General features: G+C 63.7%; 23 protein-coding genes. 14 read left to right on the forward strand and 9 right to left on the reverse strand.

The genetic code is table 11. From position 1 onward, the window contains the following. Positions 1–102: 102 nt before the first annotated feature. From AQ12_RS11580 to AQ12_RS11610, 7 genes are all read left to right on the forward strand, one after another. The gene (locus tag AQ12_RS11580) at positions 103–1,809 is read left to right on the forward strand and encodes a long-chain fatty acid--CoA ligase (RefSeq protein WP_048440074.1); all 1,707 of its coding nucleotides are present in this window, start codon (positions 103–105) and stop codon (positions 1,807–1,809) included. A gap of 54 nt (positions 1,810–1,863) precedes the next feature. Further along, on the forward strand, positions 1,864–2,322 hold the full coding sequence (locus AQ12_RS11585) for a hypothetical protein (protein WP_152682770.1): 459 nt from the start codon (positions 1,864–1,866) through the stop codon (positions 2,320–2,322). Between the two features lie 345 nt (positions 2,323–2,667). Beyond that, positions 2,668–3,663: a catalase domain protein gene (locus AQ12_RS11590; protein WP_048440076.1), complete on the forward strand. Its 996-nt coding sequence runs from the start codon at positions 2,668–2,670 to the stop codon at positions 3,661–3,663. A gap of 99 nt (positions 3,664–3,762) precedes the next feature. Next, positions 3,763–5,283, forward strand: a complete 1,521-nt coding sequence (locus AQ12_RS11595; RefSeq protein ID WP_048440077.1) for an ATPase domain-containing protein — start codon at positions 3,763–3,765, stop codon at positions 5,281–5,283. Further along, on the forward strand, positions 5,283–6,974 hold the full coding sequence (locus tag AQ12_RS11600; RefSeq protein ID WP_048440078.1) for a response regulator: 1,692 nt from the start codon (positions 5,283–5,285) through the stop codon (positions 6,972–6,974). Before AQ12_RS11595 ends, AQ12_RS11600 begins: the two co-directional genes overlap by 1 nt. Continuing rightward, positions 6,971–7,906, forward strand: coding sequence for an NAD(P)/FAD-dependent oxidoreductase (locus AQ12_RS11605; protein ID WP_082151551.1), 936 nt, complete (start codon positions 6,971–6,973; stop codon positions 7,904–7,906). Before AQ12_RS11600 ends, AQ12_RS11605 begins: the two co-directional genes overlap by 4 nt. Further along, entirely contained in the window at positions 7,907–8,755 is an 849-nt protein-coding gene (locus AQ12_RS11610; protein WP_048440079.1) for an ion transporter, read from the forward strand. It begins immediately after the preceding gene. A gap of 109 nt (positions 8,756–8,864) precedes the next feature. Here AQ12_RS11610 and AQ12_RS11615 read toward each other — a convergent pair whose 3' ends face one another. The 3 genes from AQ12_RS11615 to AQ12_RS11625 form a co-directional block, all read right to left on the reverse strand. Beyond that, positions 8,865–9,689, reverse strand: coding sequence for a metallophosphoesterase (locus tag AQ12_RS11615; protein WP_048440080.1), 825 nt, complete (start codon positions 9,687–9,689; stop codon positions 8,865–8,867). Next, positions 9,686–10,642 carry a diacylglycerol kinase family protein gene (locus AQ12_RS11620; protein ID WP_048440081.1) on the reverse strand — a complete coding sequence of 319 codons (957 nt, stop codon included), beginning with the start codon at positions 10,640–10,642 and terminating at the stop codon, positions 9,686–9,688. The genes AQ12_RS11615 and AQ12_RS11620 overlap by 4 nt, the downstream gene beginning before the upstream one ends. A gap of 72 nt (positions 10,643–10,714) precedes the next feature. Next, positions 10,715–12,091: an NAD(P)/FAD-dependent oxidoreductase gene (locus tag AQ12_RS11625; protein ID WP_048440082.1), complete on the reverse strand. Its 1,377-nt coding sequence runs from the start codon at positions 12,089–12,091 to the stop codon at positions 10,715–10,717. A 48-nt stretch (positions 12,092–12,139) separates the two neighbouring features. Between AQ12_RS11625 and AQ12_RS11630 the strand changes: the two genes are divergently transcribed. The 3 genes from AQ12_RS11630 (at position 12,140) to AQ12_RS11640 (ending at position 14,878) form a co-directional block, all read left to right on the forward strand. Further along, positions 12,140–13,159: a methionine synthase gene (locus AQ12_RS11630; RefSeq protein WP_082151558.1), complete on the forward strand. Its 1,020-nt coding sequence runs from the start codon at positions 12,140–12,142 to the stop codon at positions 13,157–13,159. After that, positions 13,159–14,310, forward strand: a complete 1,152-nt coding sequence (locus AQ12_RS11635; protein WP_048440084.1) for a serine hydrolase — start codon at positions 13,159–13,161, stop codon at positions 14,308–14,310. The genes AQ12_RS11630 and AQ12_RS11635 overlap by 1 nt, the downstream gene beginning before the upstream one ends. 121 nt (positions 14,311–14,431) lie before the next feature. Further along, on the forward strand, positions 14,432–14,878 hold the full coding sequence (locus AQ12_RS11640; RefSeq protein ID WP_048440085.1) for a response regulator: 447 nt from the start codon (positions 14,432–14,434) through the stop codon (positions 14,876–14,878). Between the two features lie 16 nt (positions 14,879–14,894). Here the strand turns inward: AQ12_RS11640 and AQ12_RS11645 are convergent, their stop codons facing one another. Beyond that, the gene (locus AQ12_RS11645; RefSeq protein WP_048440128.1) at positions 14,895–15,932 is read right to left on the reverse strand and encodes an NADP-dependent oxidoreductase; all 1,038 of its coding nucleotides are present in this window, start codon (positions 15,930–15,932) and stop codon (positions 14,895–14,897) included. A 174-nt stretch (positions 15,933–16,106) separates the two neighbouring features. On the opposite strand from AQ12_RS11645, the gene egtB reads away from it, so the two are divergent. From egtB to AQ12_RS11665, 4 genes are read left to right on the forward strand one after another with little or no spacing between them, the layout of a single operon-like run. Beyond that, on the forward strand, positions 16,107–17,462 hold the full coding sequence (gene egtB, locus AQ12_RS11650) for an ergothioneine biosynthesis protein EgtB (RefSeq protein ID WP_082151552.1): 1,356 nt from the start codon (positions 16,107–16,109) through the stop codon (positions 17,460–17,462). Continuing rightward, positions 17,456–18,451, forward strand: coding sequence for an L-histidine N(alpha)-methyltransferase (egtD, locus tag AQ12_RS11655; RefSeq protein ID WP_048440087.1), 996 nt, complete (start codon positions 17,456–17,458; stop codon positions 18,449–18,451). The genes egtB and egtD overlap by 7 nt, the downstream gene beginning before the upstream one ends. Positions 18,452–18,488: 37 nt before the next feature. Further along, positions 18,489–18,770 carry a DUF427 domain-containing protein gene (locus AQ12_RS11660; RefSeq protein ID WP_048440088.1) on the forward strand — a complete coding sequence of 94 codons (282 nt, stop codon included), beginning with the start codon at positions 18,489–18,491 and terminating at the stop codon, positions 18,768–18,770. Between the two features lie 34 nt (positions 18,771–18,804). Next, positions 18,805–19,539, forward strand: coding sequence for a 2OG-Fe dioxygenase family protein (locus tag AQ12_RS11665; RefSeq protein ID WP_048440089.1), 735 nt, complete (start codon positions 18,805–18,807; stop codon positions 19,537–19,539). Here AQ12_RS11665 and AQ12_RS11670 read toward each other — a convergent pair. The 5 genes from AQ12_RS11670 to AQ12_RS11690 are packed head-to-tail and all read right to left on the reverse strand — an operon-like array spanning position 19,528 to position 21,952. Then, positions 19,528–19,827 carry a YqjK family protein gene (locus tag AQ12_RS11670; RefSeq protein ID WP_048440090.1) on the reverse strand — a complete coding sequence of 100 codons (300 nt, stop codon included), beginning with the start codon at positions 19,825–19,827 and terminating at the stop codon, positions 19,528–19,530. The two genes, AQ12_RS11665 and AQ12_RS11670, sit on opposite strands and share 12 nt — an antisense overlap. After that, positions 19,824–20,222, reverse strand: a complete 399-nt coding sequence (locus AQ12_RS11675; RefSeq protein ID WP_048440091.1) for a phage holin family protein — start codon at positions 20,220–20,222, stop codon at positions 19,824–19,826. Before AQ12_RS11675 ends, AQ12_RS11670 begins: the two co-directional genes overlap by 4 nt. Positions 20,223–20,232: 10 nt before the next feature. Further along, entirely contained in the window at positions 20,233–20,544 is a 312-nt protein-coding gene (locus AQ12_RS11680; RefSeq protein ID WP_048440092.1) for a YqjD family protein, read from the reverse strand. 53 nt (positions 20,545–20,597) lie between these two features. After that, positions 20,598–21,353: an SDR family NAD(P)-dependent oxidoreductase gene (locus AQ12_RS11685; protein ID WP_048440093.1), complete on the reverse strand. Its 756-nt coding sequence runs from the start codon at positions 21,351–21,353 to the stop codon at positions 20,598–20,600. 26 nt (positions 21,354–21,379) lie between these two features. Next, positions 21,380–21,952, reverse strand: coding sequence for a protocatechuate 3,4-dioxygenase (locus AQ12_RS11690; RefSeq protein ID WP_048440129.1), 573 nt, complete (start codon positions 21,950–21,952; stop codon positions 21,380–21,382). Between the last annotated feature and the right edge of the window lie 31 nt (positions 21,953–21,983).

Here is a 21,983-nt window from a genome sequence, read left to right on the forward strand (position 1 = left end):
TGAACGCTGAACCCGCGTCACCTCGCGCCGTCCGCTTGGCGACACCGGATAAGGCCATACCCTGATGCACGAGGCAGGCCGGCTGGCATAGGCTGATCCCCTATGCGTTCCCATCAGAAGTTCTGGCCCCGGCGTCTGCCGCCGGCCCTCTCGGTCCCCGCCACCTCGCTGTGGGACAACCTCGAAACCAATGCCCGGCGCTACCCGGACAAGCCGGTCATGGTGTTCTTCGGCCGTCAGTTCAGCTACCGCGAAGTCGTCGCGCAAGCCGAGCGGCTGGCGGCCCGCCTGTACCAGATCGGCGTGCGCAAGGGCGACCGGGTGATGCTGGACATGCAGAACTGTCCGCAGCTGGTCATCGCGCACTTCGCCATCCTGCGCGCTAACGCGGTGGTGGTGCCGGTGAACCCGATGAACCGCGCCGAAGAGATCAAGCACTACATCACCGACCCGGATGCGAAGGTCGCAATCACAACGGCTGACCTTGCGCCCGAGATCGCGAAAGCCAGCGCCGCATTGCCCGCGAACGAGCAGCTCTCGCACATCATCGCGACCCAGTTCACCGACGCGTTCGATCCTGAATCTGAAGAGGCGGCGCAGATGCCGGCTGCATGGCGCCCCTGGTTGCTGACGCGCCATGAACTGCCGGTGCTGGAAAACGGCACAGCCATGACGTGGCAAGACGCCATCAACAACCAGCTGGCGGTGCCGCCCCTGGAAGTCGGTCCTGCCGATCTCGCCGTGCTGCCCTACACCAGCGGCACCACCGGCCTGCCCAAGGGCTGCATGCACCGGCACAGCAGCATCATGCACAACGCGATGGCCAGCGGCTACTGGGGCAACATGACGCCCGAGACGGTGTCGCTGCTGGTCGTGCCCATGTTCCACATCACCGGCATGGTGAGCGTGCTGCACGCCAACATCTATGCGGGTGCGACGCTCATCGTGATGCCGCGCTGGGACCGCGAGATGGCCGGCCGGCTGATCTCGAAGTGGCAGGTCACGTCATGGACCAACATCCCCACGATGGTGATCGACCTGATGGCATCGCCCAACTTCGACAACTACGACCTCTCGTCGCTGGTGCATATCGGCGGCGGTGGTGCGGCAATGCCGCAGGCGGTGGCGCAGCGCCTGGTGGAGCAGTTCGGCCTGCGCTACATCGAAGGCTACGGCCTGACCGAAACAGCCGCGCCATCGCACAGCAACCCGCCCGACAACCCCAAGCAGCAATGCCTGGGTATTCCGTTTCTCAGCTGCGATTCGCGCGTCATCGATCCGGAAACCCTGCGCGAGATGCCGCAGGGCGAGCAGGGCGAAATCGTGATGCACGGGCCTATGGTGTTTGCGGGCTACTGGAAACGGCCCGAGGCGACGCAGGCGGTCTTCACCGAGATTGATGGCAAGTCTTTTTTCCGGTCGGGCGACCTGGGCCATGTCGATGAAGACGGTTACTTCTTCATCACCGACCGGCTCAAGCGGATGATCAATGCCTCGGGCTTCAAGGTATGGCCGGCGGAAGTGGAAGCCTTGATGTTTCGCCACCCGGCGATTGCGGAGGCGTGCGTCATTTCAACGCAGGACGCTTACCGCGGCGAGACGGTCAAGGCTGTCGTCGTGCTGCGCCCCAGCCACAAGGGCCAGGTGACCGAGGAGGACATTGCGCTGTGGTGCCGCGAGAACATGGCCGTGTACAAGGCCCCGCGCATCATCGAATTCGTGGATGCCTTGCCCAAGAGCGGTAGTGGCAAGGTGATGTGGCGGACGCTGCAGGAGGCGCAAGGGCAGACGGGCGGTCATGCGAACTAGAGGCGAAGGCTTCTACGCAAAGTTGAGATGGGGCTCGAGTCCTGCAGGATAGTCATGGATGCCAAAAACTGCACGAGCGACGTCAATGAGGCGTTGAGGCATGGCTTCAAGGAAGATGCGATCCGTATTCTTGTGGGGCTCGCCCAGTCGGGTCACGTTGGGGCCATCAAGGATCTTTCGGATGACAATTTCCTCATAGGTCGAGACGACCTTGTGGTCGAGTGGACGACAAAGTTCGAGGCGCTTCTACAAGCTAGACATCCTCATGCTCTGTTGATTCGCTCACGCGAAAACGGGTCTCTCGGGCGGTTCGACATTGCCCTTCAGTTGTTGCGTGAAGCAGCTGAAGCGGGTTTCTCTGAGGCGCAACTGGAACTGGCAGATGCTTATCGAAACGGGGAACTCGGGCTGGCACGTTCTGAAGTTCGTAGCCGACTGTGGCGTGAACAGGCGAGGGTGCGCGCGCAAGTAGGCGCAGAGTTGATAGAGAAGACCGACACTGACATGTCTTAAGAAGCAGGCCAACGGTTATGTGGAAAAATAAATCGATGCTTGAAGCCCAAAAAGACTCGAATTCTTGGGCACCAGTTTTACTGCTCGTCTGCGGACTCATCTTTGCCTGCGCCGCTTTTTTTTGGTACAGCGGATGGGTACAGAAATCCTTGTGGTCTCTAGCTGGCCTATCTGCCATCTGTAGCTACTGGTGTTCCTACATGGAAACAGCACGGCCCGACTAGGCCGTTGCCGCTTCGCGGTGGATGCCGGATCGAGTCCGGCATGACAGCCAACCGAGAAATTGAGCTGGACCTGTCCGCCAGCGCCCTTTGACACCGCCCTGATGCGGCGTAAACTTTCCTGATGAGCACCGCGCCTGCAGCCAGCACCGACTGGCAGGAAAGAATCGATCTGGACGAGCCTGCCCGCTACGAGGGGTACGCGAAGCAGTTCGCGCAGATCCAGAAGCGAAAGTCAGAGCGCTGGGGTGTCGGGCGCACCTTGCATCGCAAGCAGCTCACGGCCGCGCATGGCACGCTGGAGGTGCTTGACGGCCTTCCTGAATTTGCCCGTCATGGCATCTTTGCCGCACCTCGCGACTATGACGTCTGGGTGCGCCTGTCCAATGGCGGCTTCGATCGGGCGCGCGACCAGGTGCCCGATGTTCGGGGATTCTCGCTGCGTGTGCTGGGTGTCAAAGGAAAGTCGGCCCTGGGCAACGGCATGGCCAAAAGCCAGGACTTCACGCTGATCAATCATGAGGCGTTCGCGTTTGCAGGCAGCGATGAATTCGTGGGCTTTGCCGTTGCTGCATCGCAGGGCAATGCGTCACTTTTCAAATACGTGCTCCGCCGCTACGGTTTGCTCGGCGGCACCCGCCAGCTCGCCCGGATGATCAAGATCGCCGGCAAATCTTTCAGCGGTTTCGCAACAGAGTCCCTGTTCAGCACGGTGCCCATGGCCAACGGTCCTTATGCGGTGCGCGTGCGTCTTGTTCCGGCCCCGGCCAATGGAGCGGCGTCGCCTGATGCCAGCAAGGATTGGTCCGCCGACTTCAGCGGCAGGCTGGCCAGGGCGGCCCTGCACTGGGACTTGCAGCTGCAGTATTTCGCCAGCGAAGACCTGACCCCGATCGAGGATGCGTCGGTGAACTGGCCCACGCCCTACACCACCGTGGCGCGCCTCATGCTGCCGCGCCAGGACACCACCTCGCCGCAGGGCTGGGCGCTGGCACAGGAGGTCGAGCACACGGTGTTCGATCCCTGGCAGGCACTGGCCGACCACCGGCCCCTGGGCGACGTGCAGCGCGCACGAAAAGTGGTGTATTTTGAAAGCCAGAAAGGTCGCGGCGCCGCCTGATCGGGAGTTATCTCTACGCGACTGTCGGATATGGACTACACGCGACGGCTGACTCAAGCCCTAGCATTCGTCAAGACCAGCGCGACTTACGAAATACTGATGACCCAGAGTACCTACACCGCCACCCCTCCCGAGCAGCCGAGGGCATCTACCGGCGTGACAGGGCTCGACGACATCCTGGGCGGCGGCTTGCCGCTCAATCACCTCTATCTCATTGAAGGAACGCCCGGTGCTGGCAAGACCACGCTGGGCCTGCAGTTCTTGCGGCGCGGCGTCATGGATGGGGAGCGCGGGCTCTACATCACCTTGTCCGAGACAGCAACGGAGCTGCAGACCGTCGCTGCCTCCCACGGCTGGTCGCTGGAAGGTGTGGAGGTTTTTGAACTGATCTCGATGGAGGGGCTCAGCCCCGATGCCGAGCAGTCGATCCTGCACCCGTCCGAAGTCGAGCTTGGTGAAACGACGCGCGGCGTCATGGCTGCGGTGGAGCGGCTGCGGCCGCGCCGGGTCGTGTTCGACAGTCTGTCCGAGATGCGGATGCTGGCGCAAAACCCACTGCGTTATCGCCGCCAGGTGCTGGCGCTCAAGAGCTTTTTTGCCGCGCGCAACTGCACGGTGCTGATGCTCGACGACCGCAGCGCTTCGCAGGACGACCTGCAGTTGCACAGCATTGCCCACGGCGTGATTTCGCTGGAGCAGTCGGTGGACCAATATGGCCCCGAGCGCCGGCACATGCGCGTGCTCAAGATGCGCGGCATTTCATTTCGCGGTGGCGAGCACGATTTCAACCTGATGATGGGCGGCCTGTGCGTCTACCCGCGGCTGGTGGCGGCGGAGCACAGGCGCAACTTTGAAAGCGTGATCGCGGCCAGCGGCAATGTGGACCTGGATCAGCTGCTCGGTGGCGGTTTGCCGCGCGGCAGCAACACCCTGTTCACAGGACCGTCGGGCGTCGGAAAGACAACGACTGCCATTGCCTGCGTCAAGGCGGCGCTGGACCGGGGCGAGCGCGCCACCTATTACCTCTTTGACGAAGGCCTTGGCACCTTGCTGGTTCGCTCCCGCGCGCTCGGCCTGGGCATCGACGAGTACCTGGACAACGGACAGCTGGAGATCCATCCGCTCGATCCGGCGGAAGTGTCGCCCGGCCAGTTCGCCAACATGGTCCAGAGCGCGGTAGAAGACCGCAAGGCGCAGACCATCGTGATCGACAGTCTCAATGCCTACCTGCAAGCCATGTCGGGCGACAAGCACCTGCTGCTGCAAATGCATGAGCTGCTGACCTACCTGAACCAGCAGCAGATCGTCACGATCCTGGTGCTGGGCCTGCATGGGCTGGTGGGAGAAATGCGCGCGGATGTCGATGTGAGCTACCTGAGCGACGGCCTGGTTCTGTTCCGGTTTTTTGAAGCCCGTGGGAACCTGCTCAAGGCGATTTCCGTGGTCAAGAGCCGCACCAGCAACCATGAGCGCACCATTCGCGAGTTCCGGCTCGGGCCGGAGGGCGTCGAACTGGGCGAAGCGCTGACTGATTTTGAAGGGGTGCTTTCGGGCGTGCCGTCATACAAGGGCATCATCCCCATGCTCGGGGATGCCCCCGCCGTGGCGACGCAGGCCTGATGGAACTTCGAATACTTGTTCACGCCCCGCTAGGCCGGGATGCGTCCGTTATCGAGGGCGTGGTCGGAAACCGTCACAAGGTGGTGGTCTGCCCCGACGCGAGTCAGCTGGTCCGCGAACTGGATGCGAGCGCCGCCGCGGCCATCCTCACCGAAGAAGCGCTGCGTGACGAACACGTCTTCCAGACCATTTCCCACTGGTTGACAAGCCAGGCTTCGTGGTCCGACTTTCCATTCATCGTCCTGGCGGCGCCGCGATCGAGCGGACGCACCGCGCAGGCCATCGCCAGCCTGCACAGCCTGGGCAACGTGATCCTGCTGGAGCGTCCGCTCAATGCACAGACGCTGGCCAGCGCTGCGGATGCTGCCGTGCGCCAGCGCAAGCGCCAGTACGCGACCCGTCAGCACCTGGAAGAACTGGGACGCACGCGCACCGAAGTCGAGCGGCTGAACGGCGAACTCGAAGGACGCATCGAAGAGCGCACACGCGAACTGGCCGGAGCGAACAACCGCCTGATGAAGGAAATCTCCGAGCGCGAGAAGGCGCAGACCGCGCTGATCCAGGCCCAGAAGATGGAAGCCATCGGCCGGCTCACCGGCGGCATCGCGCACGATTTCAACAACCTGCTTCATGTGGTCAACATGAACCTGGAGCTGGTGACCCTGTACGCCAAGGAAGAGAAGGTCAAGCCGGTGGTCGAGCGCGCCAAGAGCGCCGCCAAGCGGGGCTCCAAGCTCACCGGGCAGCTGCTTTCGTTTGCGCGAAACCAGTCGCTATCGCCGCGCCTGACGCATGTGAACAAGCTGCTGCTGGGGATCAAGGACTTGCTGGAGATATCGGCGGGCTCTGCCGTCGAGGTCGAGCTCGACTTGTGCGAAGAGCGGGCGGCGGTCGTCGTCGACCCGAGCCAGCTGGAGATGGCAGTGCTCAATCTTGCGGTGAACTCGCGCGATGCGATGCCCGAGGGAGGCAAGCTGAAGATTTCAACCTGCGCAAAAAGCCTCGCGCTGGACGAAGAGCAGGTCAAGGCCGGTGACTATGTGGTCATCACCGTGAGCGACAACGGCGCGGGCATTGCGCCCCAGCTGCTGGGCAAGGTGTTCGATCCGTTCTTCACGACCAAGCCGACCGGTAGCGGCACCGGGCTGGGCCTGAGCCAGGTGTACGGCTTCGCGCGGCAATCGGGTGGCCTGGCATTCATCCGAAGCGAACTCGGTGTGGGCACTACTGTCGAGATGCTGTTTCCTGCAGCCAGCGATGACGAGGTAACACTCAGCGAAGCGGCTGTGGCACCGCGCTTGCCCGAGCGCGCCAACATGCACAACATCCTGGTCGTCGAGGATGACGAGGATGTGCGCAACGTGATCGTCGAATCGCTGGGCCTGATTGGTTATGCCGTGACCGAAGCGCCCAACGGAACCGAGGGACTCGCCGCAATGGCGCGGTCCCGGCCTGACGTGCTGGTGGTGGACTATGCGATGCCCGACATGACCGGCGCAGAGGTCATCTCGCGTGCCCGCGAAATGTTCAGCGATCTGCCTGTGATCCTGGCGACCGGCTATGCCGACATGGCCGCTGTCGAGCGGCTCGCGGGCAAGCCCGCCATCCTTCGCAAGCCCTTCGACATCAATTCGCTGGGCGCGGCAGTCGCGCTGGCGCTCGATGGTGCGAAGGAGCGCGCGGCTGCATGAGCGGCGGCGCAATGGCCTTGCAAAGTCCTGGCAGCGAGATTCTGGATTGCCTGGTCATCGGAGGCGGCGCAGCCGGCCTCACGGCGGCCATGTACCTGGGGCGCTTCCGGCGCAGGGTCCTCGTTGTCGACGACGGCAAAAGCCGCCTGTGGATGATCCCCAAGTCGCGCAATGTGCTGGGTTTTCCGGACGGGGTTGCCGGCTCCGACCTGCTGGAGCGCCTGCGCGACCACGCGTCGCGCTTTGACGTGGAGCAGGTGCAGGGCCGCGTCGACAGGCTGGAGTGCGATGAAAAAGGCAAAGGCGAAGGCTTTGTCGCGTACGCCGGCTCGCAGGTGTTTCGTGCCCGCAAGGTGATCCTGGCGACGGGCGCGCGCGACATCGCACCCGATATCGAAGACCTGGAGCCTTCGCTCAAGGCCGGGCAGATTCGTTTTTGTCCGGTGTGCGATGGTTTCGAGACGCAGGGCCAGCACGTCGCCGTGATGGGCCGCGAGGTTCACGGCCTGCGCGAATCGGCTTTTGTGGCCGGGTTCGGCAACACGGTGACATGGCTGTCGATGGGGTCGCGGCAGGCGGTGCCGCCCGCTGAACTCGCGCGGCTGGAGGCCTTGAAAATCAAGATTGCCGACGGACATCCGCGCGCGATTCGCTGCACACCGGGCGAGGGCGTTCGAGTGGAGACGCACGACGGCCAGACGCTGCAATTCGATGTGCTGTATCCGGCGCTGGGCCTGACGCACGCCTCGCAGCTGGCGACCGCGCTGGGCGCGCAGGCGCAGGAAGACGGCCAGCTCGAAGTCGATGAGCACTACCAGACCACTGTGCCTGGCCTGTATGCGGCGGGCGATGTGGCGGTGGGCCTGAACCAGATCAATGTTGCCGCAGGGCAGGCGGCCATCGCCGCGACGGACGTGCACAATCGCCTCTAAATGGCGACTGAAATTCCTGATCCTTATGGCCGTCCCCAGGGCGGGTGGCGGCTTCATGCCTATCGCGTGATCTACGAGAGCGACACGCCGGCAGGGCGCCTGTTCGACAAGGTCATCGTCGCGGCGATCCTGCTCAGCGTGATGGTGGTCATCGCCGATAGCGTGCAGGCCTTGCATGCGCGGCACCGCCTGGTGTTCACTTCGCTGGAATGGGGCTTCACCATCCTGTTCACGCTGGAATATCTGGCGCGGCTCGCCACTGTCGACAAACCGCTGCGGTATGCGCGCAGCTTCTTCGGCATCGTGGACCTGATCGCCGTGCTGCCGACTTACCTGGCGCTGTTCGTTCCCGAACTGCACGCGCTGATCGATGTGCGAATCCTGCGACTGCTGCGCATCTTCAGGATCTTCCGGCTCACGGCCTACATCTCCGAATACCAGGTGATGACCGAGGCGCTGGTGGCGAGCCGCCGCAAGATCATGGTGTTCCTTTCAGCGGTGCTGATGGTGGCCCTGATTCTGGGCACGCTGCTTTATGTGGTGGAGGGGCCGGAGCATGGGTTCAAGGACATACCGACATCGGTTTACTGGGCCATCACCACCATCACCACGGTGGGCTTTGGCGACATCACGCCCAAGACCGATTTCGGTCGCCTGATTGCCTCGGTGATGATGCTGATCGGTTGGGGGACACTGGCCGTGCCCACCGGTATCGTGACTGCCGAGATGGCAGTTCGCCGGCATTCGCGTCCGCCTGTGCTTGCGCGTTCGTGTGAGAGCTGCGGCACAACCGGTTACGGGCCGGAGGCCAAGTTCTGCCAGCAGTGCGGCACGGCCCTCGGGCCCTGAAGGCCCTACAGAGGCTGTCATTGCGGACTTGATCCGCAATCCATCTCTGTTCAAGCGCAGCTGCCGCTTCGCGGTGGATGCCGGATCGAGTCCGGCATGACAACCAACGTCAGGCTGCAACCGCCTTCTTTTCTACCCAGCTGCCCGACTCCTGCACGAAGGTCATTCGCGACGTGATGCAAAAGTCCATCGCGCCTTCATCCCAGCTGTAGCGCTCCAGCTCGACGCTGCCGCCGTCGATGTGGATGGCGTTGAATGAATTGGTTTCGCCGCGGCCACGCGTTGACGTGGCGGTTCCGGCCTGTATCGTCAGCGCCGCATAGCCGTGCAGCGCGTAACGATCGGCCGTGTTGCCCGCGTGGCTCACATGCATGTGCCCCGAAAGAAGCAGGTCCGCGCCGCATCCCGCGAATGCTTCCATGGCCATCTCGGCTCGCCACACCAGGTCGTCGTTGTCCTCGCCTTCGGGCAGGTCGAACGGGTGATGCGTGACGACGATCTTGGTCATGCTGTTGTCCAGTTGCGCGAACCGTTCGCGCAGGACAGCGACCTGCTCTTCGTTGATGCGCCCATCCTTGAATGTGAGCGAGCGCGCGGTGTTGACGCCGGCCACTGCAATCTCGTCATCGGCATAAAAGGGCGAGAGGTCGTCAGTGATGTGCGCCTTGTAATTTTTCAGCGGGTTCACGAACCGGCGCACCACGTTGTAGAGCGGGACGTCGTGATTGCCCGGCACCACCAGCAGCGGCTGCGGCAGGGTGTCGAGGTAGGCGCGTGCTTGCTCGAACTGGCCGCTTTTAGCACGCTGGGTCAGGTCGCCCGAGATGACCAGCAGGTCGGGCGCAATGTGCTCCAGCCGTGCGCGCAGCGGCTCCAGCAACTGGGCATCGATCTTTCCGAAGTGCAGGTCGGACAGGTGAGCAAGCGTTCTCATGGTTGTTTTCCCTCAATGGGTGACTGGGTGGCAGGCACGATCACGCGCAGCGCGCCGGGCCGGATGCGGTAATGCAGCGGGGTTTCCATCAACGTCACCTCGCCATCGGTGGCGACGCGCATGTGATGGCCTGGTGCATCCACGACAAGCGTTGCGGCCTTGACCATGTCGAAGTCCCGCGCCTGGCGCAGCCGGTGCAGCAAGGCGCGGATCGCAAGCCCCAACAGTCCGAAGCGACCCATGCGCTGGGTGACATAGAGGCTCAACACACCTTCGTCGATGCGTGCGCGCTCGCCGATTTCAAAGCCTTCCATCGTGTAGTTGTTGTTGCCGATGAAGACGAATGCGCTGCGGCGCGTGATGGGCTTGCCGTCCACTTCGATGCGCAGCTGGAGCACCGGGTAGCGGCGCGCCGCGTTGAGCGAAGCAAACAGCAGAGCCGCCCATTTGCCGCGACCGATCCGGCGGCGTTGTTGTTCGCGGTCGCGAACGATGTCGGGGTACAGGCCCAGGCTGGAGTTGTTGATGAAGGTGCGTCCGTTCACATCGCCGATGTCCACGGATATTTCGCGTCCCCCCGCCAGCGCTTCGATGGCGGCTTCGAGTTCGAGCGGGATGCCCAGGTCCTTGGCAAAGTGATTGAGCGTGCCCATCGGCAAGACGCCCAGGCAAGCATGGGTTCCGGCTACCTTTGCTGCGATCGCGCTCACGGTTCCGTCGCCGCCGGCGGCCACGATGGTCGAAGCACCACGCGCCAGCGCATCGTGGGCGGTGCGCATGATGTCGTCGCCCGATTGCACCAGCCGCACATCGGCTGTCAGGCCGAAATGGCGACAGGTTTGCTCCACAGTCCTGACCCAGCCTTGCGTGCAACCTTGCCCGGCTGTGCCGTTCGCAATGACGGTCACGCAGCGCGTGGCACTTGCAGCAGATGATTGAGGTGGATGTCGCATCGGTCTCCACAATGGCCGCGCCAGGCGCCGCCGTGTGTCGGCGCAGGACCGAACATGTCCGCCCGGTTCGGCCTACAGCTGGGTCGGTTGGGTCGGCCTGTGGGGTGGCTGGTGAGCTGGCGCCTGATCCGAAAGATCGGCGATGACACGCGCATAGCGCTGCTTGCTCCAGTAGGCTGACGCCCAGTCGATGAGCACCACGATACGGTTGCGAAATCCGATCAGGAAATAGATGTGCGCGAACAGCCAGAACAGCCACGCCGGATAGCCGCTGAACCTGAAATTGCCCAGAGGCGACACGAGATCGACCACCGCCGCATTGCGCCCGATGGTGGCGAGGTTGCCGTAGTCCTTGTAGTGAAAAGCTACGGTCTGGTTGCCCTGGATGCGTCGCAGGATGTTGGCTGCGGCGCAGCGGCCCATCTGCTTGGCACCGGGTGAGACGCCGGGCACGGAACGGGGCTCGCCGCCGCCGGGCTCGTGACTTTTTGCCGCAGCGAGGTCCCCGATGACACTGATCTCGGGGCGGCCGGGGAGGCTCAGGTCCGGCAAGACAGCCAGGCGCCCCGCGCGGTCGGTTTCAAGGCCGAGCTGCGCGGCCAGTTGCTTGCCCAGCGGTGAGGCGGCCACACCGGCAGCCCACACCACGCAGCGCGTCTCGATGTCGTATGTTTGCCCGGCGGAGCTGCCCGATTGCACCTGGACCCGCGTGCCGTCGATGGACGTGACGCGCGCGTCCAGCCGCACATCGACACCGAGTTTGCGCAACTGTTCGGTGGCGCGTTCGCTGAGCGATTGCGGCATCGCCTGCAAGACGCGAGGCCCGCCTTCGAGCAGGATGATCCGGGCAGTGGCCGGATCGATCCGGCGGAATTCACCTGAGAGTGTGTGCCGCGCAATCTCCGCCATCGTCCCGGCCATTTCAACGCCGGTCGGGCCGCCTCCGATCACGACGAAATTGAGCCATGCGGCTCGCAGTACGGGGTCGTCCTGCTTTTCGGCTTCCTCGAATGCGAGCAGCAGGCGGCGACGTATCTCGAATGCATCGTCCAGCGTCTTGAGCCCGGGTGCGTGTTGCTCCCATTCATCACGCCCGAAGTAGCTGTGGGTCGCGCCGGCCGCCACGATGAGGTGGTCGTAGCCCAGCACAAGGCCGTCCGCCAGCGTCACCTGGCGCGCCGCTGCATCGACGGTGCTGACTTCGCCCAGCAGCGTCGTGACGTTGGGCTGGTCGCGAAAGAGATGCCGCACCGGGGCGGCTATCGCGGGGGCCGACAGGCCCGCAGTCGCGACCTGGTAGAGCAGGGGCTGGAACAGGTGGTGGTTGGTGCGATCGATGAGGGTGATGTCCACGTCGGCCCGGCGCAGGGTGCGGGCGGCTTCGAGTCCGCCGAATCCGCAGCCGATGATCACGATGCGGGGCTTGTTGTGTGCGGGTGCCGGGGTCATGGGATGATTATGCGAGCCCACAAAATTCCAAGCACCGAAAGGATGTCCATGTTCGAGACCTGTATCGCGGGAAGCCTGCCCAAGCCGGCCTGGCTCGCAGAAACACAAAAGCTCTGGCCGCAGTGGAAGTCGCAGGGCGATGAGCTGCGGCAATCCAAGGCCGATGCCACGCTGCTGTGGATCAAGGCCCAGGAGGACGCGGGCCTGGACATCGTGGGCGACGGCGAGCAGTCGCGCCAGCACTTCGTGCATGGTTTCCTGGAACAGGTCGAAGGCATCGACTTCGATCACAAGGTCAAGATGGGCATCCGCGACAACCGCTACGACGCGATGGTGCCGCAGGTGGTCGCGCCCTTGAAGCTCAAGGGGCGCGTGCACGCCTTCGAGGCGCAGCTGGCTCGTGCCCACACCACGCGCAAGCTCAAGTTCACCATGCCCGGCCCGATGACCATCGTGGACACCGTGGCCGACAACTACTACGGCGACAAGGTCAAGCTGGCCTTTGCGTTTGCCGAGTTGCTCAACCAGGAAGCGCTCGCCTTGCAGGCCGATGGCGTGGACATCATCCAGTTCGACGAGCCCGCTTTCAATGTGTACATGAAGGACGCCGCCGAGTGGGGCGTGAAGGCGCTGGAGCGCGCGGCGCAGGGCCTGACCTGCACGACCGCCGTGCACATCTGCTACGGCTACGGCATACAGGCCAACAACGACTGGAAGAAAACGCTGGGAGACGAGTGGAAGCAGTACGAGCAGGTCTTTCCCGCGCTCGCGAAAAGCGCCATCAACCAGGTGAGCCTGGAGTGCTATCACTCGCATGTGCCGCCGCACATGATGAAGTTGCTGGAAGGCAAGGACGTGATGGTCGGTGTGATCGATGTGGCCAGCGATGAAATCGAGACCGCTGAACAGGTGGCCGACACGATTGGCACGGCGCTGCAGTTCGTCGCGAAGGACCGGTTGTTTCCCTGCACCAACTGCGGCCTGGCACCGATGAGCCGCGAGGTGGCGCTGGCCAAGTTGAAGGCACTGGGCGAGGGCGCGGCGCTCGCGCGAAAGAGGTACAGCTGATGGGCCGCCTCAATCGCAACGCGCTGGCCAACATGCGCGGCATCCTGCAGGCCAACATCGAAAAGGGACGAATCCCCGGCGCGATTGCAGTGGTCGCGCTCGGCGGGCATGTGGAGATGTTCGACACGTTGGGCGCGCAGGACCCGGCTGCAGGTTCGCCGATGCGCGAGGACGCGATCTTTCGCATGTACTCGATGACCAAGCCGCTGGTGTCGCTGGCCGCGGTGATGCTGATGGAGCAGGGGCGCTTGCAGCCAGTGGACCCGGTCTCGAAGTACCTGCCGGAGTTTGCCGGGCAGAAGGTCGCGGTGGAAGAGGGCGGCGAAGTCGTCAGGCTCGATGCTGCGGTGCGCGAACCCACGGTCCATGACCTGCTGCGCCATACGGCCGGTTTCTCCTACGAGTTTCTCGGCGAGAGCGCGGTGCAGAAGCTGTACACCGCTGCCAACGTCACCGATCGCTCACGCACCAATGCGCAGTTCAGCAAGGTATTCGGCGGATTGCCGCTCGCCTACCAGCCCGGCAGTTGCTGGTTCTACAGCCGGGCCACCGACGTGCTGGGCGCCGTCGTGGAAGTCGCTTCGGGGCAGCCCCTGGGCGAGTTCCTGAAGCAGCACATCTTTGATCCGCTGGGCATGAAGGACACGGCGTTCAACGTGCCGGAAAAAGACTGGTCGCGCATGGTGGAGCCGTTTGCGAATGACCCCGATACCGGCACACCGGTGGTGATGCTCGACTACCGCGAACATGCGGCCTATGAGTCCGGCGGCGGCGGCCTGTTCGGCACAGCCGCCGACTACATCCGTTTCCTGCAGCTCATGCGCAATCGCGGGATGGTGGACGGCGTGCGAATCGTCTCGCGCAAAGCGGTGGAATGGATGACCTCCGATCACCTGGGCGGCATTCCCGCGCTGGGCGACATGCTGCCGGCGGGGCATGGCTTCGGCCTGGGCTTTGCGGTGCGCACGCACACGGGGCTCGGTCCGCAGCCCGGCTCTCCCGGGCTGTACTACTGGAGCGGAATCGGCGGCACATCATTCCTGGTCGATCCTGCCGAAGATGTGTTTGCGATGCTGCTCACGCAGGCACCAAATCAGCGAATTTTTTTCCGCAACATGTTTCGTCACCTCGTCTACGCCGCATTGGACTAGGATGATGCGGTTGGGAAGCTGTATGACTGTGAGTACCGAGAATGAGTGATGCGCATCAGCCGGCAGAAAAACCGGAGAACCTGCTGTGGGTGGACCCGGCCCATCCGACGGGCGCAATCTGATGGCGGACGTTGCCATCGTCCTGGTCGAAGACAACGCCGACCACCGCGAGCTGATCGTTGCCGCACTGCAGGAGTCCTGTGATCCCCAGCGGATACTGGCTTTTGACGACGGTGTGGAAGCCATCGAATACCTGTTGGGTCGCGGGCCGCACAAGGACCGCGATGCGCGAAAGCAGCCCCGCCTGGTGGTGCTGGACATGAAGCTGCGGCGCATGCACGGCCTGGAGGTGCTCAAGGCCATGCGCGATGACCCGCTGACGCAGTCGGTGCCCGTGGTCATGCTTTCCGCGTCATCCGACAAGGAAGCGCTCGACAGTTGCTACGAGGCGGGCGCCAACAGCGTTGTGCGCAAGTCGCTGGACTACGACGAGCTGCGCCGCAAGATGGGGCAGATGTACGAGTTCTGGGTGAACGTGAACGAAGCCAACCGCAACTCGCGCGTCTAGGACTTGCGCGTTCAGCTTAGTCGGCAGCGACCTGCAGCACGAGCTTGCCGAAGTTCTCGCCGGTGAACAGCTTCATCAATGCGTCCGGGAAGGTCTCCAGGCCCTGGACGATGTCTTCGCGGCTTTTCATGCGTCCGTCCTTCAGGTAGCCAGCGAGCTCTGCCACCGCGACAGGGAACCGGTCGGTGTAGTCGAACACCACCATGCCCTGCATGCTGGCGCGATTGACCAGCAAAGACAGGTAGTTCTTCGGGCCTTGCACCGCAGTCGTGTTGTTGTACTGGCTGATCGCACCGCAGATCACGATGCGCGCGCCGCGTGCAAGCCGCGCCAACACGTCGTCCAGGATTTCGCCGCCCACGTTGTCAAAGTAGACATCGACACCCTTGGGGCAGTGTTCTTTGAGCCCGGCTTTTACGCTGCCTGCCTTGTAGTCGATGCAGGCGTCGAAGCCCAGCTCATTGACCACCCAGTCGCACTTGGCGCGTCCGCCTGCAATGCCCACGACGCGGCAGCCCTTGATCTTTGCCAGCTGCCCCACGGTCTGGCCCACCGCACCGGCAGCGCCCGATACAACCACCGTGTCGCCCGGCTTGGGATGGCCCACATCGAGCAGTCCGAAGTACCCCGTCATGCCCGGCATGCCGAGCACGTTGAGCCACTGCGCTATCGTGCCCAGTCGCGGATCGATCCTGAACATGCCGCTGCGCTTGATTTCTTCTTCGGTGAATGCGGCGTATTCCTGCACGCCCAATGCCGCCGAGACCAGATCGCCGACCGCAAACTTCGGGTTGTGCGATGCGATGACTTTGCCGATGCCGCCTGCACGCATCACTTCGTTGATGGCCACCGGCGCGATGTAGCTCTTTGCATCGTTCATCCAGCCGCGCATGGCGGGGTCGAGCGACAGCGAAAGCGTCTTGACAAGCACGCCGCCGGCAGGGGGCTCGGCGACAGGTTCGGCGGTGAAGCTCCAGTTGTCGCGCGTGGGATTGCCCACTGGTCGCTGGGCCAGGCGGACCTGGTGATTGGTGATGTTGGTGGTGGCAGTCATCGGCGCATCGTAATTGCCCTGCTGCCCCGATGAGGTAGCGAACGTGACACGGCGCCAGCTCAGCATTTGAAATGTGTCAGTAGCGCGCTTGCAGGGCGGTTTTCCGGCCTGTGAGTGCGTACAGTTTTCACTTGCTTGTGCTGTAATGAATTTCGAGTGGAAACGACAGATGAGATGAGTCAAATACAGCAGCTTTCTCGCGTGCCCGCGTTCCCCTTATCGGCTGCGGCCGATCGGGCAACGGCGCAGCCCGGACTTGGCCGCGCGGAGCTTGCAGAACGCTTTGCGCGAGTGCGCGGTCGCAGTTGTGCGCTGGCCGCGCCGCTTTCGGCTGAGGACCAGTGCATTCAATCGATGCCCGATGCGAGTCCCACCAAGTGGCATCTGGCGCACACGGCCTGGTTCTTCGAGGCCGTGGTCCTGTCGAGCCATGACCCCGGTTACGAGCCCTTCGACCAGCGTTTTTTTCATCTCTTCAATTCGTATTACGAGTCCCTCGGCCCGCGTCATCCGCGCCCGCATCGCGGCCTGCTGACACGTCCGTCGCACGATGAGGTCATGGCTTACCGCGGCCATGTCGACCGGGCCATGCTGCGCTTCATGGAAACGGCAGACGACGAGACATGGGCGCATTCATGCACGCTGGTTGAGCTGGGGCTCAACCATGAAGAGCAGCACCAGGAACTCATCCTCACCGACATTCTTCATGCGTTTTCCTGCAATCCGCTCTTGCCGGCGTACTCGACGGCGTACTTAGCGGCGGACTCTCCAGCGTCAACGCTTGCGCACGCAGCACCTGATGCGCCGTCGCTGCGCCTGGTCCATGGGAAGCCGGGTATCGACTGGGTTTCGCATCCCGGCGGCATCGTCAATGTGGGTCATGCAGGCGAGGGCTTTGCGTTCGACAACGAGACCCCCCGGCACAAGGCCTTGCTTGCACCGTACCTGATTGCGGATCGTCTGGTGAACTGCGGTGAGTACGCTGCATTCATTGCCGACGGCGGTTACGAGCGTGCGTCGCTGTGGTTGTCCGATGGCTGGGCGGCGGTGCAAGCCGGCGGCTGGAAGGCCCCCATCTACTGGATAGCGCCGGGTGATCCGCGAGCCCCGTCTGACGAATGGCAGGTGTTCGGCCTGGCAGGCGTGCGGCCACTTGATCACGCGTCGCCAGTCACGCAGCTGAGCTTTTACGAAGCGTGCGCCTACGCGCTATGGGCGGGTGCCCGGCTGCCTACAGAGTTCGAGTGGGAGGCGGCGTTGAGCGCGCCCGAGCATGGCCGCGTGACGCAGATGACGGGTCACGCCTGGCAATGGACGCGATCCTCGTACGACCCGTATCCAGGGTTCAAGCCGAACCCCGGGGCCGTGGCCGAATACAACGGCAAGTTCATGGTGAGCCAGCTGGTGCTGCGCGGCGGCAGCAGCGCAACGCCGCACGGCCACACGCGTGCGACCTATCGCAATTTCTTCCCGCCGGCCACGCGCTGGCAGTTTTCGGGCGTGCGCCTGGCAAAGGACGCTGCATGTTGAACCCGGCATCGATCGCTGTTCAACGGCCCCGTGAGTCGGCTGATGCGCTGCAGGCAGCCGCTGGCGAATCTGCATTCGGCCGGGACATTGAGGCCGCGCTGTCGCACACGCCGCGCGTGATTTCGCCCAAGTATTTCTACGACGCGCAAGGCTCCCAGCTTTTCGACGCCATCTGCGACTTGCCGGAGTACTACCCGACGCGCACCGAGCTGGGCATCCTCGCGGACCACGCCCCCGAGATCGCTTCGCACATGGGTCCGCGCGCCGAGATCGTGGAGTTCGGGGCGGGGTCGCTGCGCAAGGTGCGTTTGTTGCTCGATGCGATGGAGCAGCCGGCGCGCTTCATGCCTATCGACATTTCTGGCGAACATCTTGCGCAGTCGGCGCTCGACCTGCAGCGCGACTTCCCGGGTCTCGATGTGCAGCCGGTGATCGCCGATTACACGCAGCGTCTTTTGCTGCCCGCGCCGCTGGCGGGCGCAGGGCAGCGCGTGGGGTTTTTCCCCGGCTCGACGATAGGCAACTTCACGCCGTCCGAGGCGCTGCATTTTCTGCAGGTCGCAGGGCAGGTGCTGCGTGGTGGCGCATTGCTGCTGGGCGCCGATCTCGTGAAAGACCCGGCAGTGCTGCACGCTGCGTACAACGATTCGCAAGGTGTGACTGCGGCCTTCAACCGCAATCTGCTGGCGCGCGCCAACCGTGAGCTGGGTTGCGATTTCGATCTCGACGCTTTCGATCACAGCGCGTTCTACAACGCACCGCTGCGCCGCATCGAGATGCACTTGGTGAGCAGGCGCCGCCAGGAAGTGTCGCTGGGCCGTCAGCGCTTTGCATTTGACGAAGGCGAAGCCTGGCACACCGAGAATTCGTACAAGTTCACCATTGACGGCCTGCGCGAGCTGGCTGAAAGGGCGGGCTTTCGCGCAGGTGCGGTCTGGACCGACGAGAATCGGCTTTTCAGCGTGCACTGGCTGCATGCGCCGCGCTGAACCAGCAGGTCGCGCGGGCTCTTTTTGAAAGAACGACATGAAGGCAATCTGGAACGGCACTGTCATTGCCGAGAGCGACGACACCGTCGCAGTCGAAGGCAACCTGTACTTTCCTGCGAGCTCGCTCAAACGCGAGCACGTCACGTTCAGCAATCACCACACGAGCTGCGCGTGGAAGGGTCAGGCCAGCTATTACTCGCTGCTGGTCAACGGTGAAATGAACACCGACGCGGTCTGGTATTACCCCGATCCGAAACCCGAGGCCGACATGGTCAGGGACCGCGTTGCCTTCTGGAAGGGCGTGAAGATCGAGCCGTGAGCGCATCGGGTGCCCCGGTTGGTATGCTCGCTGCATGATCCTCGAGCCGCCTTACACCTACCCCGAGCAGCTACCCGGACTGATGCGGCGTCAGGGTTACGCCGTCATCAGCCCGCGTGCCGTCTGCGAGATTGCGAACTGCGACCAGGCCAGTCTCGATGCCTTGCGCGCAAGCTGGGATGACCTCGCACCGGACGAATACCTGAAGGATGGCGGTCATTACCGGCGCCGCCGCCACTCCTGTTTTGTTGTCGAGGGAGGGCAGGTCACCCAGGTTGCGCATCGCGCGCATTGGCAACCCGTGGAATACAACGCCCTGCATGGCGGCATGGAGCGCTGGTTCGAACCCATCGACCGCCATGTGATTCATTCACCGGCCTGGAACGGTCTGCTCATCGCTCTGGGTGAAGTGAGTTCCGACCTCAAGGGCGAGCAGCCCTGGTTTGTCGAGGCGCACCAGTTTCGTATTGACACTGACGGCGGTATCGGGCGACCGACACCGGAAGGCGCGCACCGTGATGGCGTGGATCTGGTCGCGGTCTTTCTGGTGGGACGCGAGGCCATCAAGGGTGGCGAGACACGCGTGTTCGAGGCGGCAGGTCCCGCAGGCCAGCGTTTCACATTGACCGAGCCCTGGAGCCTTCTGTTGCTGGACGATGAGCGCGTGATCCACGAATCGACGCCGATCCAGCCGCTGGGGGCACACGGCTTTCGGGATACGCTGGTGGTGACCTGCCGCAGCGGCGGCTTCCAGGACTCAGGTCAGTGAGCGCACCAGGCGCATTGTCTTTTTCCAGATGCGCCAACCGGCCCAGATCCGCGTTGCTGCACCGATAGCGCGCGCAGGGCGCATCACCAGTGGAACGGTCACGGCTGCCAGCAGCCACCACGGATGCGCCAGCAGCCATCCCATGCCCGCGCCGATGCGGTCGGCAATGGCAAATGGCTTTGAAATCGGACCTGACAGCTGCGCAACTTGCGCACGCAGCGTGCGGCTTCGCGCGACAAGCTGCGCGCGCCTGACCTCCAGCTCGATGCGCCGCTGGGCGAAGATCATGGACGCTCTTGTGGGCTAGCCACCAGCGCGCCGTGGTCGTCAGCGATTTCGCCGAGCGTCGCCTGGAACATGTGACCCGTGCCGCGCATGCGCACGCCACCCGCGCGCATGGCAAGGATGCCGGCGCCGATGAAGGCAACGGTCAGCACCGCGAGTGCCGCCAGCCGGTAGCCCTCGGCGAACAGCATGATGATGAACCCGCACAGCAGCACCGTGCCGACCGACAGCAGCATCAGGCCCACGCCCGCCAGGATCAGCCCGTCGAAGATGCGCAGCTTTTCCTGTTCGAGCTCGTTGCCCAGTAGTTGAAGCCGCACGTGGCCGATTTCCAGGGCCGTGGCCATCAACTGGCGCAGCGACCCGAAAAGCCCGCGCGGCGAGTCCGACTCGCTCATGCGCCTGCGTTCAGCGGCGCGCGATCAGCATGCCGAACAGCAGGCCAACACCGGCAGCGATGCCGACAGCGTGCCAGGGGTTGTCGTGCACATAGTTGTCGGCGGCCATGCCTGCGTCCTTGACGCGCACGACTGCCATTTCCTGCACCTTTGCGAGATCGGCCTTGGCCTGCTCCATGCGAGCCTGCATGCGCAGCCGCATCTCGGTGGTCTTGTCGCCGACCTGGCCGGCGGTGAGCTTGAGCAGCTCTTCGGCATCGGCAATCACAAGCTTCAGGTCGCCCATCAGCTTTTCCTTGTGGTTCTGTGTCAACTCAGACATGTCGCTTCTCCGTGGATGGCAATTTGAATCGTGATGGTAGCGTCGAAACAGTGTCAGTCGCGCACGTCCGTGATCGGATTGCTTCCGAAGTCGGGCCGCGCGAGGACGCCCAGCACTTTGGCTGCGGCATCGGCGGGGGAGCTGAGGGCGCCGTTGGCTTTCATGCCGATGAAGTTGCCGACGTCGGGAAATTGCGATGCGTCACCGCTGCGCAGCTGGATCTGCATGTCGGTATCGATGACGCCCGGCGCCAGCGAGGAAACCTTCGCGCCATTGGGCTGCCCCGCTTCTTCGAGCGCCACGCAGCGGGTGAAGTGGTCCAGCCCCGCCTTGGCTGCGCAGTACGGGCCTTGCGACGCCATCGCGCGGCGACCCAGGCCCGATGAAATGTTGAGGACCTTGCGCTGGCCGGTCCACGCCTGCGTGGCCCGCAGGAACGCGGATGTGAGCAGCATCGGTGCTTCGAGGTTGACGCGCATCGCCTGCGCGATTTCGGCGGCATCCAGGGCGCCGGTCGGCATCGCGCGAGGCAGGAGGGCTGCGTTGTTGATGAGGGTGACCGATTCGTACGTGGTCGCAGGCTGGGCTGCGAGCCAGGCTTGCAGCCGTGCGGCGGCGGGCTGCGGTTCTGCCAGGTCAACCGGCCACTGGTCGCAGCGCTGGCCGTTGCCGGTTGCCCGCGCCCCGAGAGAATCGTTGTGCTTGCGCGAAATGCACAACAGGTCGTGCCCGGCGGCCAGCAGTTGTTCGGCCATCGCCAGGCCCATTCCGCGTGACGCGCCCGTGATGATGGTGAGATGTTTGCTCATGCGGCATCGTAGCCGCAGGCCGGCGTCTATGTGGCGACCACGATGGGAAAGTTGGCTCGCAGGCCGTCGCTGCCGGGAGCAAAGGGTACGGTGATCGCGCTGCGCGCCTGCGCGCCCAGGCTGCGCCAGAGGAAGTCGCGCTCGTTGCCCGGATCGCCCGCCACATACAGCTGCGTGGTGAGGAGTTCGCGTGTACCGAGCTTGACCTTCACGTGGATGTGCGGCGTGCGGCCGCTGTAGGGGGCAGGCCTGATCGTGCGAAACCGGTACTGGCCATCGGCTGCGACGGTGACGCGCCCGAACCCCTGGAACGCGGCATCCGCCTTGCCGCCGTCGCCGGGGTGGTGATAGTGGCCGGCTTCGTCGCATTGCCAGATTTCAACCTGCGCACCCGCGACGGGCTTGCCTTGCAGGTCGGTCACAACGCCTTCGACCCACGATGGCTGGCCACGCCCGTACGCGAGCGCGCCATTGCGCAAAAGGTCGAAGTCCGAATCCTTTGGAAGGGCAACCGGATAGAACGGACCTTCGGTTTGCGAGGGCGTTGCGCGCAGGGGTTGGGCCGGCTGGGCGCGCGCGCCGGTCCAGATGGCGGGCATCGCAATGAGCGCAATCGCGGCTTTGCGACGA

This window comes from Caenimonas sp. SL110, from assembly GCF_001044395.1.
Lineage (GTDB): Bacteria > Pseudomonadota > Gammaproteobacteria > Burkholderiales > Burkholderiaceae_C > Ramlibacter.